Source organism: Klebsiella sp. 141161, assembly GCF_050600815.1.
GTDB classification, from domain to species: Bacteria; Pseudomonadota; Gammaproteobacteria; order Enterobacterales; family Enterobacteriaceae; genus Klebsiella; species Klebsiella aerogenes.
Window position 1 is genome coordinate 303079 of the sequence record NZ_JAQIRN010000001.1, and the last position, 16977, is coordinate 320055.

19 protein-coding genes are annotated in these 16977 nt (G+C 53.1%); 8 read left to right on the forward strand and 11 right to left on the reverse strand.

The window, feature by feature from the left end; all coding sequences use genetic code 11:
- Positions 1–117: 117 nt before the first annotated feature.
- Positions 118–1575 (forward strand): L-asparagine permease, encoded by a 1458-nt coding sequence (gene ansP, locus PGR79_RS01515; RefSeq protein ID WP_045382500.1) that lies wholly within the window; start codon positions 118–120, stop codon positions 1573–1575.
- A 51-nt stretch (positions 1576–1626) separates the two neighbouring features.
- On the opposite strand, the gene PGR79_RS01520 is transcribed toward ansP, so the two are convergent.
- Together PGR79_RS01520 and PGR79_RS01525 are read right to left on the reverse strand one after the other, a co-directional pair.
- The gene (locus PGR79_RS01520; RefSeq protein WP_015366425.1) at positions 1627–1848 is read right to left on the reverse strand and encodes a YgdI/YgdR family lipoprotein; all 222 of its coding nucleotides are present in this window, start codon (positions 1846–1848) and stop codon (positions 1627–1629) included.
- A 139-nt stretch (positions 1849–1987) separates the two neighbouring features.
- Positions 1988–3049 carry a YncE family protein gene (locus tag PGR79_RS01525; RefSeq protein ID WP_316423980.1) on the reverse strand — a complete coding sequence of 354 codons (1062 nt, stop codon included), beginning with the start codon at positions 3047–3049 and terminating at the stop codon, positions 1988–1990.
- Positions 3050–3313: 264 nt separating this feature from the next.
- On the opposite strand from PGR79_RS01525, the gene pqqU reads away from it, so the two are divergent.
- Positions 3314–5413, forward strand: coding sequence for a TonB-dependent receptor PqqU (gene pqqU, locus PGR79_RS01530; protein ID WP_430920918.1), 2100 nt, complete (start codon positions 3314–3316; stop codon positions 5411–5413).
- A 72-nt stretch (positions 5414–5485) separates the two neighbouring features.
- On the opposite strand, the gene PGR79_RS01535 is transcribed toward pqqU, so the two are convergent.
- The 3 genes from PGR79_RS01535 to PGR79_RS01545 form a co-directional block, all read right to left on the reverse strand.
- Positions 5486–5779, reverse strand: coding sequence for a DUF406 domain-containing protein (locus PGR79_RS01535; protein WP_047054792.1), 294 nt, complete (start codon positions 5777–5779; stop codon positions 5486–5488).
- Between the two features lie 149 nt (positions 5780–5928).
- The gene (locus PGR79_RS01540) at positions 5929–6966 is read right to left on the reverse strand and encodes an NADP-dependent oxidoreductase (protein ID WP_430920920.1); all 1038 of its coding nucleotides are present in this window, start codon (positions 6964–6966) and stop codon (positions 5929–5931) included.
- A 65-nt stretch (positions 6967–7031) separates the two neighbouring features.
- A complete protein-coding gene (locus PGR79_RS01545; RefSeq protein ID WP_271032618.1) occupies positions 7032–7607 on the reverse strand; it encodes a helix-turn-helix domain-containing protein in 576 nt (191 codons plus the stop codon).
- Between the two features lie 159 nt (positions 7608–7766).
- Between PGR79_RS01545 and PGR79_RS01550 the strand changes: the two genes are divergently transcribed.
- Together PGR79_RS01550 and PGR79_RS01555 are read left to right on the forward strand one after the other, a co-directional pair.
- The gene (locus PGR79_RS01550; RefSeq protein WP_087859544.1) at positions 7767–8285 is read left to right on the forward strand and encodes a GNAT family N-acetyltransferase; all 519 of its coding nucleotides are present in this window, start codon (positions 7767–7769) and stop codon (positions 8283–8285) included.
- Positions 8282–8731 carry a DMT family transporter gene (locus PGR79_RS01555; protein WP_032708166.1) on the forward strand — a complete coding sequence of 150 codons (450 nt, stop codon included), beginning with the start codon at positions 8282–8284 and terminating at the stop codon, positions 8729–8731. Before PGR79_RS01550 ends, PGR79_RS01555 begins: the two co-directional genes overlap by 4 nt.
- An 8-nt stretch (positions 8732–8739) precedes the next feature.
- Here PGR79_RS01555 and PGR79_RS01560 read toward each other — a convergent pair whose 3' ends face one another.
- Together PGR79_RS01560 and PGR79_RS01565 are read right to left on the reverse strand one after the other, a co-directional pair.
- Entirely contained in the window at positions 8740–8973 is a 234-nt protein-coding gene (locus PGR79_RS01560) for a YdcY family protein (protein WP_087859543.1), read from the reverse strand.
- A 17-nt stretch (positions 8974–8990) separates the two neighbouring features.
- Entirely contained in the window at positions 8991–10589 is a 1599-nt protein-coding gene (locus tag PGR79_RS01565) for an ABC transporter substrate-binding protein (RefSeq protein ID WP_087859542.1), read from the reverse strand.
- A gap of 233 nt (positions 10590–10822) precedes the next feature.
- On the opposite strand from PGR79_RS01565, the gene PGR79_RS01570 reads away from it, so the two are divergent.
- Positions 10823–11491: a hypothetical protein gene (locus tag PGR79_RS01570; protein ID WP_087859541.1), complete on the forward strand. Its 669-nt coding sequence runs from the start codon at positions 10823–10825 to the stop codon at positions 11489–11491.
- A gap of 188 nt (positions 11492–11679) precedes the next feature.
- The gene (locus tag PGR79_RS01575) at positions 11680–13113 is read left to right on the forward strand and encodes an aldehyde dehydrogenase (protein WP_430920923.1); all 1434 of its coding nucleotides are present in this window, start codon (positions 11680–11682) and stop codon (positions 13111–13113) included.
- A 15-nt stretch (positions 13114–13128) separates the two neighbouring features.
- Here the strand turns inward: PGR79_RS01575 and PGR79_RS01580 are convergent, their stop codons facing one another.
- Together PGR79_RS01580 and PGR79_RS01585 are read right to left on the reverse strand one after the other, a co-directional pair.
- On the reverse strand, positions 13129–13878 hold the full coding sequence (locus PGR79_RS01580) for an alpha/beta fold hydrolase (RefSeq protein WP_045394028.1): 750 nt from the start codon (positions 13876–13878) through the stop codon (positions 13129–13131).
- 75 nt (positions 13879–13953) lie between these two features.
- On the reverse strand, positions 13954–14127 hold the full coding sequence (locus tag PGR79_RS01585; RefSeq protein WP_015366412.1) for a GhoT/OrtT family toxin: 174 nt from the start codon (positions 14125–14127) through the stop codon (positions 13954–13956).
- Positions 14128–14320: 193 nt separating this feature from the next.
- Between PGR79_RS01585 and yncL the strand changes: the two genes are divergently transcribed.
- Positions 14321–14413: a stress response membrane protein YncL gene (gene yncL / locus PGR79_RS01590; protein ID WP_064571558.1), complete on the forward strand. Its 93-nt coding sequence runs from the start codon at positions 14321–14323 to the stop codon at positions 14411–14413.
- Between the two features lie 51 nt (positions 14414–14464).
- On the opposite strand, the gene PGR79_RS01595 is transcribed toward yncL, so the two are convergent.
- Positions 14465–14749, reverse strand: coding sequence for a hypothetical protein (locus tag PGR79_RS01595; RefSeq protein ID WP_410477020.1), 285 nt, complete (start codon positions 14747–14749; stop codon positions 14465–14467).
- A gap of 452 nt (positions 14750–15201) precedes the next feature.
- Here PGR79_RS01595 and PGR79_RS01600 point away from each other — a divergent pair, with 452 nt between their 5' ends.
- Positions 15202–15324 (forward strand): small membrane protein, encoded by a 123-nt coding sequence (locus PGR79_RS01600; protein WP_087859538.1) that lies wholly within the window; start codon positions 15202–15204, stop codon positions 15322–15324.
- A gap of 227 nt (positions 15325–15551) precedes the next feature.
- Here PGR79_RS01600 and patD read toward each other — a convergent pair whose 3' ends face one another.
- The gene (gene patD, locus PGR79_RS01605; RefSeq protein ID WP_087859537.1) at positions 15552–16976 is read right to left on the reverse strand and encodes an aminobutyraldehyde dehydrogenase; all 1425 of its coding nucleotides are present in this window, start codon (positions 16974–16976) and stop codon (positions 15552–15554) included.
- Position 16977: the final 1 nt, after the last annotated feature.

Consider the following 16977-nt stretch of genomic DNA (forward strand, 5'->3'; position numbering starts at 1 on the left):
TGCAGCGCCGTGCCTGATTTATCTCTACGACAGAATAGTGAGAAAGCCAGCACGATGTATCGCCGCTGCGCGATACGACAACCACTCATGGACATTGACAGGAAAATGGGTACATCAATGAATAACAAACACACTGACGCGGCGGAACATCATGCCGCGAAACGCCACTGGCTCAACTCGCACGAATCGGGTTACCACAAAGCAATGGGCAACCGTCAGGTACAGATGATCGCCATTGGCGGCGCCATCGGTACCGGTCTGTTTCTCGGCGCCGGGGCGCGTTTACAAATGGCAGGCCCGGCGCTGGCGCTGGTTTATCTGGTTTGCGGTATCTTCTCCTTCTTCATCCTTCGCGCCCTCGGCGAACTGGTTCTCCATCGCCCCTCCAGCGGTAGTTTCGTCTCTTACGCTCGTGAATTTCTCGGTGAAAAAGCCGCCTACGTCGCCGGCTGGATGTATTTCGTCAACTGGGCAATGACCGGTATCGTCGATATCACCGCCGTCGCCTTGTATATGCACTATTGGGGCGCTTTCGGCGATGTCCCGCAGTGGGTCTTCGCCCTTGGCGCGCTGGCGATCGTCGGCACCATGAATATGATCGGCGTGAAATGGTTTGCTGAGATGGAGTTCTGGTTCGCGTTGGTGAAAGTACTCGCTATCGTTGCGTTCCTGGTTGTCGGCACGATTTTCCTCGGTACCGGCAAACCGCTGGATGGCAATGCCACCGGCTTCCATCTGATTACCGACAACGGCGGTTTCTTCCCGCACGGTCTGTTGCCGGCTCTGGTACTGGTTCAGGGGGTCGTCTTCGCCTTCGCTTCTATCGAGCTGGTGGGTACCGCGGCGGGCGAATGTAAAGATCCGGAAACCATGGTACCGAAAGCGATTAACAGCGTGATCTGGCGTATCGGCCTGTTCTACGTCGGTTCCGTCGTACTGTTGGTGCTGCTGCTGCCGTGGAACGCCTATCAGGCAGGACAAAGCCCATTCGTCACCTTCTTCTCGAAGCTCGGCGTACCGTACATCGGCAGCGTGATGAACATCGTGGTGTTAACTGCCGCCCTCTCCAGCCTGAACTCCGGCCTGTACTGCACCGGGCGCATTCTGCGTTCGATGTCGATGGGAGGTTCAGCGCCGAAGTTTATGTCGAAGATGAGCCGCCATCACGTCCCTTACGCCGGGATCCTCGCGACACTGGCAGTTTACGTGGTGGGAGTCTTTCTCAACTATCTGGTGCCGTCGCAGGTATTTGAGATCGTACTTAACGTCGCCTCTCTGGGGATTATCGCCTCATGGGGCTTTATCGTGATCTGCCAGATGCGTCTGCGTAAGGCTATCAAGGAAGGAAAAGCGGCGGATGTAAGCTTCAAGATGCCGGGCGCGCCGTTTACTTCATGGCTGACGCTGCTGTTCTTGCTGAGCGTACTGGTGTTGATGGCTTTTGACTACCCGAACGGCACCTATACCATCGGATCCATTCCGCTGCTGGCGGTGCTGCTGGTCGCTGGTTGGTTCGGCGTACGTAAACGCGTGGCTGATGTTCACAGCACGGCGCCGGGCGTTGAAAAACGCTAAGCGCCACTCCATAACGGTTTGCCCCTCTGCGGGCAAACCGTCACCGCAAAATTAATTATCTTCCACCAGTTGAGCAACGTCGCTGCTGTTGATTTCGCGTTTGTTGCCAGACTCATCGATATAGCTGGTCATGCCGGTCTCTTTATCCAACTGCGGTTTACCGTGGGTCACAATAGTTTGCCCACTTTTTGTCGTCATGACGTAATTAGAGCTGCAGCCTGCCAGAAGCGCCAGCATTGCCGCCGCGCAGATCACCATATATGGCTTTTTCATAATTTCTCCAGAATGATTACCACTTTCCCGCCGCGCGCGGGAAAAAGTAAGTGTATAACCTTTATAGTAATCAGGCTAATAGCGGTTTGTAACAGAGGATGAGACCCGGAGTAAGGAGGGGGCGTCCCCTCCCTTGAGATTACAGGGCAATGCGGATTACGTCGTCCGGCGCGGTGGCCTCTTTCTGACGAGTTGACTCCTGCTTCACGCTAACAAACAGCGTTTTTCCATCGGCGGACAGCGCCAGGCTATTCGGGAAGGTTGGCGTTTTGAAGGTTTTAACGACCTTATAGGTCTTAGCATTAATGACGCTGACTTCACCCGCTTTACGATGGGTGACGTAGACTTCGTTGCGGGCCGGGTTAAACAGTACCGCCAGAGATTCCGGCGCGGCGATTTTTTGCAGTACTTTCCCGTCACGAATATCTACCACCAGCACTTCCGGCTGCTTGCTGTCGGTAATGAAAGCACGGTGACCAGCTGTATCCAGACTCAGGTTCAGGTAGAAATGCTCCTTACCGTCATCCTGCAGCTTCTTACGCGAGAGGATCTTATTGCTATCGGTATCGATAGTCAGCAGTTCGCCATCGGCATTGGTGGTGTAAAGACGTTTAGCGTCAGCATCGAGCGCCAGCCCGGTGGCCATCGCGCCGGTATTGGCGATGGTATCTTTCAGCGTCAGCTTGTCGCCATCCACCACCCAAATCACGCTCTCTTTACCCAGCCCGGAGATATACACGGTATTGGTTTTCTCATTCACCACCAGCTCACGCGGCTGCAGCGGGCGCACGGTATCACTACGTTTACGGTCATCAAGCACCAGTCGCCCTTTCACCGCGCTGGTTTTGGCATCTATTGCGGTGACGCTGCTATCAACGGTGTTGCCAAACCACAACGTCTGGGTGGTGTTATTGATGGTGGCGCCGAACGGTTTCAGGTCGTTATGAATAACCTGGGTGATGTCGAGCGTGGTCGGATCCAGACGATAGACGATGCCGCCCTTATCAAGGGAGCGGCTTTGCGAGGTGGCAACCCACAGCGCATTTTCCTGCTGGCTATACGCCATTTCGTACGCGCCTTTACCGACCGCTTTGCGCAGGAGCTCCTCGGCGGCGTGGGCGCTGAAGCTGCCTGCCAACAGTAACGACGTTAATAACAGAGAACGACGCAGACGCGGCGCGGATAACTGACGTAATGACATAACGATTCCCTTTATAGAACAATTAATTACTGGTTAGAGATGGCTTCCACAGCGTAAAGTTTAACTTCACTCGTTTTGTAAATGAGAATAGTAATCATTATTTATCTTAATGTGGAGCGTTAATTGTCTTTTTTGCTTAAAAGAATCACCTTTGCTGGCTATTACTTAACGACTGGTTAGTTAATTATTTTCAAAGAATTTACAAACGGTGTAACATATATACATATGTTCCATTTGGTACGTTTCTCTTTGCGAGTCGCTTTGATGAAGATTATTGCCATGCGCACGGTCGCGCTCCCCGCTTTATTACTCCCTCTCGTCGCCAACGTGCATGCCAGCACCAACGACGAACAAACCATGGTCGTCACGGCGACGCCTACCGCGGTTTCCGAACTGGATACCCCTGCCGCCGTCAGCGTAGTGAATGGCGATGATATGCGACAGGCCGCCCCGCGAATTAACCTCTCGGAATCGCTCGGCGCGGTACCCGGTTTACAAGTACAAAACCGGCAAAACTATGCTCAGGATTTGCAGTTGTCGATTCGTGGTTTCGGTTCCCGCTCCACCTACGGCGTCCGTGGCCTGCGACTATACGTTGACGGTATCCCTGCCACCATGCCCGATGGCCAGGGGCAGACATCGAATATCGATATCGGCAGCATCGATAGCCTGGAAGTGTTACGCGGACCTTTTTCCGCGCTCTATGGCAACTCTTCCGGCGGCGTAATTAACGTCAATACCCAAACCGGCAGCCAGCCGCCGACCATTGAGGCCAGCAGCTACTACGGCAGCTTCGGTACCTGGCATTATGGACTGAAAGCTACCGGCGCCGTCGGCGACGGCACTCAGGCAGGCGACGTCGACTACACGGTGTCTACCAACCGTTTCACTACCCATGGTTCACGCGACCATAGCGGCGCGCGGAAAAATCTCGCCAACGCAAAATTAGGCGTGCGTATTGATGACGTCAGTAAATTAACGTTGCTGTTCAATAGCGTGGATATTAAAGCTAACGACCCGGGCGGATTGAGCTACGACGAGTGGCAGAATAACCCGCGCCAGTCGCCCCGCGGCGACCAGTACAACACACGTAAAACGGTGAAGCAGACTCAGGCCGGATTACGCTATGAGCGCCAGCTTAGCCAGCAGGACGATCTGAGCGTGATGATGTATGCCGGCGAGCGCGAAACCACTCAGTACCAGTCAATCCCCATGGCGCCGCAGCTGAAGCCCTCGCATTCCGGGGGAGTCATCGATTTGACTCGCCATTATCAGGGGATCGACACCCGCTGGACCCACCGCGGCGAATTGCTGGTGCCGGTGACCTTTACCACCGGTCTTGATTACGAAAATATGAGCGAACGACGTAAGGGTTATGAAAACTACGTTCTGGTGAACGGCGCGCCGCAATATGGCGAACAGGGCAACCTGCGCCGTAATGAACGTAATCTGATGTGGAACCTGGACCCATACTTGCAAACCCAGTGGCAGCTGACCGACAAGCTCACATTCGATGCAGGCGTTCGCTACAGTTCCGTGTGGTTTGACTCTAACGACTATTACGTCACCCCGGGTAGCGGCGATGCCAGCTATCACAAATGGCTGCCAGCCGGTTCATTGAAATATGCCGTCACGGATGCCTGGAATATCTATCTTTCCGCCGGGCGCGGTTTTGAAACGCCGACGATCAATGAGCTCTCTTATCGTTCTGGCAACCAGAGCGGATTAAATTTCGATCTTAAACCTTCCACAAATGAAACCGTGGAAATTGGCAGCAAAACGCGGATAGGCAACGGACTGTTCACCGCCGCGCTTTTCCAGACCGATACCGACAATGAGATTGTGGTCGATTCCAGCAGTGGCGGTCGCACCAGCTATAAAAACGCCGGTAAGACCCGTCGTCAGGGAATGGAATTAGGTCTCGACCAGCAGTTTGGCGACAGTTGGAAATTAAAAGCAGCATGGACCTGGCTCGACGCCACCTATCGCACGAACGTTTGCGGTTCGTCGGACTGCAACGGCAATCGTATTCCGGGTATCGCCCGCAATATGGGCTACGCCTCTTTCGGTTATCAACCGGAACAGGGCTGGTACGCGGGGAGCGATATCCGTTATATGGGCGACATTATGGCCAACGACGCCAACACCGCCAAAGCGCCATCGTGGACCGTGGTTGGCCTGACCACCGGCTATAAGTGGAGCTACGGAAAAATGGATATGGATCTGTTTGGCCGCGTCGATAATCTGTTTGATCGCAATTACGTGGGCTCAGTGATTGTCAACGAATCCAATGGTCGTTATTACGAACCAGCGCCGGGCCGTAACTTCGGCATCGGTATGAATCTCGCCTGGCGTTTCGAGTAACTACGCCCGCCGATGGGTGATGATAAAAAAGGGATCCCAACTGGGATCCCTTTTTGATTCCGCCGCAGTCTGTTAGAAGGCGCTTCTTAAAGACAATTCGAAAATAATTTTTTCCGCCTGGCAGGAGAAATTCACCGCCGCGTCCAGTTTCGCCTCATTACCCACCGGTTCAATAGTGTAATCCACGGTCGGCGTTTCGCTGGCGGCGGCAACGGCGCGTTCACGAATGGCCGCTACCGCGGACTCCGCTTCTTCACGGGTAGGGAAAAGTTTCTCGACCCGGTAAACGCAGTCTTCGTTATCGATAATGGTGCCAACATCAATGGCGCAGCCTTTGGTACTGCATTTATCAACTACATCTTTCATCGCATTAACCTCTTAAGTTTCCTTAAGGATAAAAAGCCGCTCACGGAAAAGCAAACCATTAATAAAAGTATGGATTAATCATTTTTTGGTTAAAGGCGGCGAAAGCGCCCCCGCATGCTTCTTCGGGGGCATTGGAGAAAACGGCGACGTTACTCGTCCGCTGCGACGTTAATCACCACTTTGCCGAAGTTTTCCCCCTTCAGCAGGCCAATCAGCGCCTGCGGCGCCTGCGCCAGGCCGTCAATCTGCTGCTCGCGATATTTGATTTTACCTTCCTGTACCCAGCGCCCCATTTGCTGCTGGAACTCGGCAATGCGATGGCCATAATCCTGGCCGATGATAAAGCCCTGCATACGAATGCGTTTTTTAAGGATGGTCGCCATCAGCAGCGGCAGCCGATCCGGGCCATCCGGTAAGGCGGTGGCGTTGTAGCCGCTAACCAGTCCGCACACGGGAACACGCGCCGCAGTATTCAGCAACGGCAGAACCGCATCAAAGACTTTACCGCCGACGTTTTCATAGTAGACATCGATTCCCTGCGGACACGCCTGCGCCAGCTGCTGGCTGAAATCCGCAGCGCGATGGTCAAGACAAATATCAAAGCCTAACGTCTCTACCGCATAACGACATTTCTCGGCGCCGCCGGCAATACCGAGGGTGCGGCAACCCTTAAGTTTGCCAATCTGCCCGACGGTGGCCCCCACCGGCCCGGTTGCCGCCGCCACCACCAGCGTTTCGCCCGCTTTCGGCTGGCCGATATCCAGCAGCCCCATATAAGCGGTAAATCCCGGCATGCCTAACACCCCCAGCGCCCAGGAAGGGTGTTCAGGATTGTCGCCGAGCTTAACCAGATCGCTACCATCGGAAAGCGCATAATCCTGCCAGCCACTATAGCCAAGCACCCACTCACCGGGTTTAAAATCAGGGTGATTTGAGCTCACCACGCGACTTACCGTCCCACCGACCATCACCGCGCCAATGTCCACCGGTGGCGAATAAGAAGGCGCATCGCTCATCCGTCCGCGCATATAAGGGTCGAGTGACAAATAAATAGTCCGCAGCAGGATCTGATTCGCCCCCGGCGTTGGTAGATCGCCCTCTTCCAGTCTGAAATTTTCGGCGGTAGGTTCACCGTGCGGGCGTGAAGCCAATACCCAGCGGTGATGGCGTTGTGGATTAGCGGTCATAGCAAACTCCTCTTGTTAACGGCCTGTACTGAGGCTAGCCGTTTTATGCTTAACGCGCTTTAACATTATGAGCCGGATTGATTCAGACGCACTACCAGATAGACGCAAGTCTCGCTGGACTCATTGATAAACCGGCAATCGTTGGGCGGCCCCAATTCCAGACAATCCCCCGTCTGCATCTGATGGCGAGTGTTCCCTTCAACAAAAACTAACTCACCCTGCTGTAGCCAGATGAGCTGTCGCGCCAGCGCGTACGAAGAAGCAGGCATCGGTACATCGCTGCCGGCCGGCAACTCTATTTGCACCAGATCGAGCGGCAAATCGCTGCGCGGCGAGACGTGACGGCGCAAATAGTGGCTTTGTGGATCGCGCCACACCGGCTGGTTGGCAAAGCGCAAAAGCTTACCCTCCTGCATCTCTGCACGCGCAATCAACGTCGACATGCTGATACCAAACGCGCCGGAGAGACGGCCCAGCATCGTCGCGGTGGGGCTACTTTCGCCACGTTCTATTTTATGCACCATTGCCCGCGAGGCCCCTGCGCGTTCAGCCAGATCGCTTAGCGACCAGCCGCGGGACTCGCGTTCGATACGAATGCGTGCGCTAATGCGCTGATTGAGATTGTCTTCTATAGTATTCATGACGTAACAATATAGTGCGCACTACCGTATTACACAACTGTCCGCTATCCCCGATACTGCGCTGTTCCACGTAAAATTTATCGTAAAATTGATGACAGCCGGACGTTCATTATTGTAATAATACAGTACTACTATAGTGTACAAACTTTGAGGCTTGCTATGTCCATCCGCCATGCCAGTAAAGACGATTGCGCGGCGATCGCCGAAATCTATAATCACGCCGTACTGCATACCGCCGCCATCTGGAATGACAAAACCGTCGATATCGATAACCGTATTGCCTGGTTTGAGGCCCGGCAGATTGCCGGCTATCCGGTGCTGGTGAGTGAAGAAAACGGCGTGATTACCGGGTACTCCTCGTTCGGCGACTGGCGCGCATTTGACGGTTTCCGCCATACCGTTGAACATTCGGTCTATGTCCATCCCGATCATCAGGGTAAGGGGATCGGCCGTAAGTTGTTAGTCGCGCTTATCGCTGAAGCGCGGCGTCTGCACAAACATGTGATGGTGGCCGGAATTGAATCCCGCAACCATGCTTCGTTGCATCTACATGAAACCCTGGGGTTTATCACCAGCGGGCAGATGCCGCAGGTGGGAACTAAATTCGGTCGCTGGCTGGATCTGACCTTTATGCAGCTACAGCTCGACGATCGCCAGGATCCGGACGGCGAGGCATGAATCAGTCGCTCACCCTTGCCTGCCTGATAGCGGCGGGCGTCGGTCTGGTATTGCAAAACACCCTGATGGTCCGCATTACCCAATCCGCCTCGACGATTCTTATCGCCATGTTGCTCAATTCGCTGGTGGGAATTGTTATTTTTGTCACCATTTTGCTATTGCGCCACGGCGCGGCAGGCTTTCAGGAACTGGCGCTGAACATCAAATGGTGGACCCTTATTCCCGGCCTGCTGGGATCGTTTTTCGTCTTCGCCAGCATCAGCGGTTATCAAAACGTAGGGGCGGCGACAACCATTGCGGTGCTGGTGGCCAGTCAGCTGGTTGGCGGATTGGTTATTGATTTGATTCGCGCCCACGGCGTGCCGATTAGGGCGTTAATCGGGCCAGTATGCGGGGCGGTGATGTTGGTGGTAGGCGCCTGGCTGGTCGCCAGACGCCAGTTCTGACATCACCCTTAAAGGATCTCGCCGCCTTTGGTTAATTGCTCGCGGCGTGCTTCCTGATCTTCATGATGTTGACGCCCGTGATGGGCTATCGCCGTCCGTAGACGCTGCTGCTGGTTATAGCGTTCTTCGCGGCCCAGCTCAGCATCATCGCTTAACGCAATCAGTAGCTCGTTCATATGGCTAATCACGCCCCCGGCAATGGTGTCATCGACCCTGGCAATGACATCGTCCAGATGTGCCATCCTGTTCTCCTTTTCGATCAATTCAGCTTAGCTTTGGAAAAATCGCTTCCCATCAGACTCACGCTATAGCCGCTGACGTTGCTGCGGGTGGCGTAGAAAGTTTTACCCGTCGCCAGCGTGATCCACGGCGCCTGCTGATAGAAAATTTCCTGAGCCTGTTGGTAAAGTTTGGCGCGCGCCTGCGGATCGCTCACCAGAAGCGCTTTTTTCACCAGCGCGTCATAGGACTTATCGCACCAGCGCGCTACGTTAGAGCCGGTTTTGATATTATCACAGCTGAGCAGCGTACCGGCGAAGTTGTCCGGATCGCCATTATCGGACATCCAGCCAAACAACGCGCTATCATGCTCGCCCTTGCGCATACCGGAAAGGTATTCGCCCCACTCATAGCTGACGATTTTCGCTTTTATGCCGACTTTGCTCCAGTCGTTCTGAATCATTTCAGCGACACGTTTCGAGTTCGGGTTATACGGGCGCTGTACCGGCATCGACCACAGAGTCACTTCTGCGCCCTGCGCCACCCCCGCCTGCTTAAGCAGCTCTTTCGCCTTCTGTGGATTGTAGTCGTAATCCGGTAAATCCTTCTTGTAACCGAGCATATTGGCCGGGATCGGCGATTTCGCCACGTTGCCGGAATCCAGGAAGACCGCCTTCACGATCGCCTGCTTATCGGTGGCGTAGTTCAGCGCCTGACGTACCAGCACGTTATCAAACGGTTTCTTTTCAGTATTAAATGCCAGATAGCCCACGTTCAAGGCTTCCACCGCGTGTAGCGCCAGATCTTTATTCCCTTTAATTACCGGAAACTGTACCGGCGATGGCGCGGGAATGATCTGGCATTCGTTGGTTTGCAGCTTAGCCAGGCGGGTTTCAACGTTCGGCGTGATGGAGAAGATCAGATGTTTAGTCGGTACCTCGCCTTCCCAATAGTGCGGGTTGGCGATATAACGGATTTGTGAATCTACCTTGTACTGCTGCAGCGCGTAAGGGCCGGTGCCAATAGGCCAGCTATCAACGTATTCCGGCGTCCCCTTTTTCAACATCGCGTCGGCATATTCCGCAGAAAGAATCGAGGCGAAGTCCATCCCCCAGTCGGCGAGAAACGCCGCATTGGGTTCGCTCAGCACAAACTGAACGTGATAATCATCAATCTTCTTCACTTCTTTAATCAGCTTATCAAGACCAACGTCGTGGAAATATTCATAATTGCCCTGCGACACGTTGTGATATGGATGCTGCGGATCCTGCTGGCGCAGCACCGAGAACAACACATCATCCGCATTGAAATCGCGGGTCGGTTTAAAGTATTTATTGCTGTTGAACTGCACGCCTTTACGCAGCGTAAAGGTCCAGGTTTTACCATCCGGAGAGACTTTCCATTCGGTCGCCAGCGACGGAATCGGCGTGTTTTTAAGCGGATCAAAGGTTATCAGGCGATTATAAAGTACCTGTGAGCTGGCAACGAATGAAGGACCAGAGCTGGCGATTTGCGGGTTAAAGGATTCCGGCGAGGCTTCTGAACAGTAGACCAACGTGTCGTTGGCCGCAGCCAACGCGGCGCCGGTCGGCAACAGCGCGCTTAAGGCCAGCGCAAGTAGTGATTTCCCTGTAGACATGGTTATAAACCTTATAAATTTGTTATATGCACACTAATAACAGCACAGTGGAATACAACCAGCAAATAATGAATCGCTATTAGATTCACACTTTAACTCATAAGGTTAGTGCTGTTTGCTTTGCTTAACGGCACTATCATCGGCTACGCCCGCACCGGTACGACAAAATGATTATTTACGACTAAGATCCAATCGCGTGCCGCATTGTCCCTTTTCAGTCAAAGGAGCGTTACATGACGAATTCGATTTATCAGCCTATCACCCTCAACGATCCGCGGTTGTTGCAATTTGCCGAACAGTTGAATCCTGGCGCCAGTCCGATCTATCTCCCGGTCATTGATAGACCTGGGCCTGAGGGAAACGCCTATTGGAATGTCAGCGCGGCGATCGAACAGGTCGGTGGAAAAATGCTGCTGGGCTGGGAGATAAACTACTGGCCGGGCTGTTTTCTGGTCGCAACGCATCACGCCGCCTTACAGGCCGATGATGGCGGTGTCTATGATGTGACTCAACGTTCGCAAGCCGCGGCGGTCCCTAACGTTAATCTTTTTGTTCCCGACGACTCAATTGCTATTGATCTTGATAAAACACCGGCGGTCAAATCACGATTTTACATATTACATTCCGCCGTCCAAATTACGGACTATCTCCGGGCATATGATAATCTCAACGCTTTCGAGAAAAAGCTAAGCGATAAGCTATATGATATCGGCTATCGTTGTGAAACGAATAAAGCGTTGGCGAGCGGTGTCGTTGGCGCAACGCCTGCCTTCACGGAAAACAGTTCGGTCGATGTTGACGAAATAAAAATGAATATTTCGGAATTAAGCTGGATATTAAAAGATAAAATTAAAAAGCTAAAACAATATTCTGACGCACTACAGGTACAGCCATTACATTAACTGTCCTCTTTGGGCCATGGCGAATGGATTATGTCTGCTACGGCCCATTTTCACCGTTCTCATTATTGTACTAAGTTGTGACCCGCTGAGTAATCTGCAAAAAAGTTGTACGATAACCGCCCTTTCGCCGCTGCGCAATGAGGTAAGGCGGTAGACTCGACACTCCGCAGACCAATGAGGTTACGCTAATGACAATAACCTGCAGCTTATATAGCGGCGGCCGCTGGCATGATGCCGAAGGCCACGCTACTTTCACTCGCCGACATCCGCAAAATAGCGAGATAGTCTCTACCGCCGCAGCGGCCAGCCTCAATGACGCCCGTCGCTGCGCAGAAGCCGCCGCCGCCGCATTCCCGTCATGGCGCTACACCATCCCCTCCGAACGTCGCCGTCTGTTGTTGGAAGCCGCCGAGCAAATGCAGCGTAGAGAGGCGAAATTTATCGCCACTATGGCGGCGGAGACCGGCGCGACAGCGCACTGGGCCGGATTCAACGTACACCTGGCGGCAGATATTTTGCGTGAAGCCGCGGCCTTGACCACGCAAATCGAAGGTCAAATTATTCCCTCCAACGTGGCCGGCAATCTGGCGATGGGCGTGCGTCAGGGGGCCGGCGTGGTGCTGGCTATGGCGCCGTGGAACGCGCCGCTCATTCTGGCAACCAGAGCCATCGCTACGCCGCTGGCCTGCGGCAATACGGTGATACTCAAGGGTTCGGAACTCTCGCCCGCCACGCAAAGCTTAATCGTCGATGCCCTTGCCGCGGCGGGCTTTCCCGACGGCGTGGTGAATTATCTCACCTGCTCGCCAGCCGAAGCGCCTGCGCTGGTGGAGACGCTGATTGCTCACCCCGCCATACGACGCGTTAATTTTACCGGGTCGACCCCGGTTGGGCGCATTATTGCCCGCACCTGTGGAGAACACCTTAAGCCTGCGATACTGGAACTGGGCGGCAAAGCGCCTCTACTGGTACTGGATGATGCCGATCTGCAGCAGGCAGCGGCGGGCGCGATTTTCGGCGCTTTTGCCAACGCCGGGCAGATTTGTATGTCCACCGAGCGCATTATTGTCGATGAGAGCATCGCGGATGACTTTGTCGCTTTAATCAGCCAACGAGCTTCCGCGCTGCCTGCTACGCTTCTCGGCCCGGTGGTCGATTTGAAAACGGTACAACGCTGCAACGCGTTGATTGATGATGCGCTAAGTAAAGGCGCACATTTACTCTGCGGTGGAAAAGCGGATTCGACGCAAATGCGCGCCACCCTGCTGGATGGCGTAACGAGCGAAATGCGCATATGGCATGAAGAATCTTTTGGCCCGGTCAAATCGGTGATCCGGGTTAACGGCGAGGAAGAGGCGCTGGCCGTGGCAAACGATAGCGAGTACGGGCTGGCGGCAGCGGTTTATAGCCGCGATACCGCTCGCGCCTGGAATGTGGCGCAAAACCTGCAAACCGGTATTTGCCATATTAACGGCCCTACCGTACATGATGAAGCGCAGATGCCGTTCGGCGGCTGTAAAGCGTCCGGCTATGGCCGCTTCGGCGGACGCGCCGGGATCGCTGAATTCACCGAGCTTCGCTGGATAACCATGCAAACTCGCCCGCGCGAATTACCGTTCTGATTTACCGCGATGCTTTCAGACCAGCCCGGCAATCGCGCGCGCCAGCGCGGCCGGGTTTTCCCATGCCATCGAATGCCCCGCCTGTGGTATGACAGCCAATGCGATACCCGCAGTTTCGACGTCTTCCGCTTCCTGTGAGGGTAGCGATAAACTACCGTAGATAAGCGTCTTACGGCATTGCAGGTGAATAAAACGCTCAAACCACGAGGGAGAAGCGCCTACTACCAGGCTGGTAGCTCCCCGCCATAACGCCCACGGTGCGCTATTTTGTAGGCAACCTTTCCATGGGGACGTTTCTGCCGCCAGCATCGACTGATAGCCGTTGGCGATAAAATCATCTTCCGTCTGCCCGGCGATTTTACAGCTATAGAATCCCCCACCGGCATAGAGATTGGGCTCGGCGACAATTAAGGCCTCAACGCGTTTGCCCAGCCGCTGCGCTGCCTCAATAGCCACACTGCCCCCCATACTATGGCCGTAGAGAATGCAGCGGCTGACCTGCAATTTGTTCAGCCACTCCACAACGACCGCAGCCTGGTCAGCAATTCGGTAGCCAAACTGAAGCGGTTTATCGCTGTAACCATAGCCTGGAAGATCAATTAGTAAGGCCCGGCGCCCATTCAATATAGGGTTAGAAACCACTGGCGGGTAATCGTATGAAGAGGCGCAACCTAACCCATGAATGAACACAATAGGGTCCCCCTGGCCTTGGAAATCAAACCAACGGACCGTTGCGCCGGCTAAATGCGAATAGAAGCTGTTCATCAGATGGCATCCTTATTATTTTTAACTGTATTTATATACAGACATCAAGATAATTAGGCCAGCCATTTCTGTTGTTCAGAACAGTGAAACCAGCAACGCCATAGGAAAGCTGAACGGCCATGTCGCACCAATCAACAGCGCCGCCAGCAGGCGAATGCAGCGGCTTTCCTTAGTTAAAAACCAGCTTATCAACGCACAAATACAGCCCATTACGGCATAAAAAACCAGCATCTTCTGGTATAAAGTCATTTTTTTCCTTCCCTGTCAGACATCGCGCTATACGCGTTATCCTGTCCCGCACCACTTAGCACGTCAGAGATCAATACTTCACAAAACAAATCGCTGCAAAGACCATGGAAAAACGGTTGATTCAGTGTTGTCCGATAGCGCAACTCTACGCCACCGACTATAAATGTAGGGGCTTACTCATAAAGGTGGCGTTATGGATGTTTCCAGCAAAACCGTAATTCTGATTAATGTCGGCGCAGCGCTTGCGCTTATTAGCCTGTTATCCGTTCGTTTTGGTTGGTTTTAGTAATTTTTTCAGCAACTAAACCTAAAAAAGCAGCCTCAGCGGCTGCTTTTTTTATGATTTAACTGTCGCGCGTTTCCCGGCGCCTGACTGCTGAAGCGCAGCAATAGTCTTAACATTTTCCGGGTTATATTGCGGCAAGAAATTCAGCTTTTCGTTATCCCACTCTACCGCTGTGCAAACGTCCTCATTTGCCCCCAGGCTTTCACAGTCACTAATACGCTGGGCAGGGAGATTGCCGTAAAGCATCGCGCTTACGCCGGTGAGTAACAGGAGAAATACTAGCTTTTTCAAAACCAATTCAACTTCAGAATAACAAATTTTGTAAAATTTTCTCATGAGCGATGCGATAAAGTCAAATCACATACATGCAAACAACGGCCCGGTGGCGATCTCTACCCATATTTAACATTATTGCTACAACCATTACCTTCCAGAAGCGCGTTTCTAAGAAGTGGGATCCGCCATGCCCGCCCCGCCAGGGAGAGAATATTTATATAATTGGAAATAACAAATTGATCTGGTTTTTCGTATACCGGATTATTGATATTTAACTATACTTGGCTTTAAGGGGTGAGGATTTTCTTAAATTGACTGCGCAAAATAATCAGCAATCGACTTCTGATCCTTACGCTTAATGCGGACTGTAGATTTTCTACTTGTTATTTTGTGCTGTATATTGCGGTAGGTGAACGAAGTTATTATTTGCAAATTCACGGATTTGCGCATAGTTTCATTACTATTCGTTATAACGTATTTGCTTTTTCTCTCACTTATTTTTGAGGTCGCTTATGTCAGGAATAGTTGCCCTGCTAATGGCTTTAGTTCTATTGGTGATCGCAATCTACAGCCTTGTCTCTTATATTCGTGAGCGCCGCCACTCGGGCCTGCCATCTAAAAAAGATAAACATTAATTATTGCATCGCTCCTAAAAGTCGATACAAAAAAAATCCCCGCATCATCCTGCAGGGATCTAACAATTAATAACATGCTTAGTAGTTTACACCCCATCCGGCGCTTATCTCCGGCACTCACAATGGCTTAGCTCTTGAAGGGGTATAAGAATACTCTCATATTACCCCTTATCTTTTTTAACAATTGTTGCTATTGCAACTATTAGTCTGGTAATGCTGCCGGTACGTTAATGTTTCACCATCACATGGCGAACCACCGTGTAGTCCTCCAGCCCATACATTGACATATCCTTGCCGTAACCAGAAAGCTTCTGTCCGCCGTGCGGCATTTCGCTAACCAGCATGAAATGGGTATTCACCCAGGTGCAACCGTACTGCAAACGCGCGCTCAGACGATGGGCGCGGCCAACGTCCTGCGTCCAGACCGAGGAGGCCAGACCATACTGTGAATCATTAGCCCAGGTTAATACTTGTTCCTCATCGCTAAACGACGTTACGCTGACTACCGGACCAAAAACTTCGCGTTGTACGATAGCATCATCCTGCTGCGCGCCAGCCAACAGCGTGGGCTGGAAATAGTAACCATTCCCCGCCGCGCGACTGCCGCCGGTCACCACTTTAATATGCGGTAAGGCGCGTGCGGCGTTGACAGCCGCGGTCACCCGTTCAAGATGGGCAAGAGAACTTACCGGCCCCAGCTCCGTGGACGGATCGTCAGGCTGCCCCATTTTCAGGCTGGCCACGGCAGCGCCTAGCTTTTCAACCAGCCGTTCGTAGACGCCCTGTTGCGCATAAATACGGCAGGCGGCGGTACAGTCCTGGCCCGCGTTATAAAAACCAAAGGTACGAATGCCCTCAACGACGGCATCGATATCTGCATCATCAAAAACAATGACCGGCGCTTTACCGCCCAGCTCCATATGGGTGCGTTTAATCGACGTCGCCGTGTGACCAATAATATGGGCGCCGGTGGCGATCGAGCCAGTCAACGAAACCATACGCACTTTACTATGGCCTGTGAGCGGATCGCCAACAGTCGGGCCGCGGCCAAAAAGCACGTTAATGACGCCAGCCGGGAAAATATCCTTCGCGAGCTCCGCCAGCTTCAATGCCGTAAGCGGAGTGATTTCCGAAGGTTTAATCACCACGCAGTTACCGGCCGCCAGCGCGGGCGCCAGCTTCCAGGCCGCCATCATCAGCGGATAGTTCCAGGGTGCAATCGAGGCCACTACGCCAACCGGGTCGCGGCGGATCATTGAGGTATGCCCCTCAAGGTACTCTCCGGCCGCCATTCCCGGCAGGCAACGCGCGGCGCCGGCGAAGAAGCGAAATACATCGGCAATCGCCGGCATTTCATCATTGATAACACAATGTAGCGGTTTACCGCAGTTTAAAGACTCCAGTTTGGCGAGCGTTTCTGCATGTTCAGTAATCACATCCGCCATTTTCAGCAAACATTCGGCGCGGGTTTTCGGCGTTGTCTGGCTCCAGCTGACAAACGCACGATCTGCAGCATTGACGGCGGCATCAACCTGCGCCTCGGTCGCCTCCGCAATCTCAATAATCGTTTCGCCATTGGCAGGATTGAATACCGGCAGCACCTCGCCTTCACCCGCCACTAATTGACCGTTTATCAAAAGGTTATGTTGCATA